This window comes from Acinetobacter sp. UBA3025 (assembly GCF_002367915.1).
Classification (GTDB): Bacteria; Pseudomonadota; Gammaproteobacteria; order Pseudomonadales; family Moraxellaceae; genus Acinetobacter.
Genome location: NZ_DFDO01000195.1, coordinates 4,982 through 5,310, shown reverse-complemented (window position 1 = coordinate 5,310; position 329 = coordinate 4,982). Strand labels below are relative to the sequence as shown.

Sequence of the window (329 nt, the reverse complement as noted above, 5' to 3'; positions counted from 1 at the left end):
ATTAATTATAAGAATTTCATAATTTTAATTGATTTAAAATAAGAGTACTAGGAATGGATTATTGGAACAGTGTTTTATTTATATCGATTATAACGGTGGTAGGTTTGGCCATTATTGTCATGCTGGTGGGCTACAAGATGTGGAAAAACCTAGTGGTGACTTTACTGATCTCTACAACAATCGGCTTTCTGATCATATGTACTATTAACTTTATCTTTGGTGAAAATCTGAATTTGCCCTGGATTCCTGATCAGAGCTGGCATCATAAAATTACCCTGGAAATTGCCCTAATGAGCTTACTGATTGGCGGAGTCAGTACCTTTATTATT

At 34.3% G+C, this 329-nt stretch carries 1 protein-coding gene; it reads left to right on the top strand.

Annotation, left to right across the window (positions count from 1 at the left end; translation table 11 throughout):
• Positions 1-53: 53 nt before the first annotated feature.
• A partial coding sequence (locus B4J23_RS08160) for a hypothetical protein (protein WP_291359878.1) occupies positions 54-329 on the top strand: 276 nt, incomplete at its 3' end.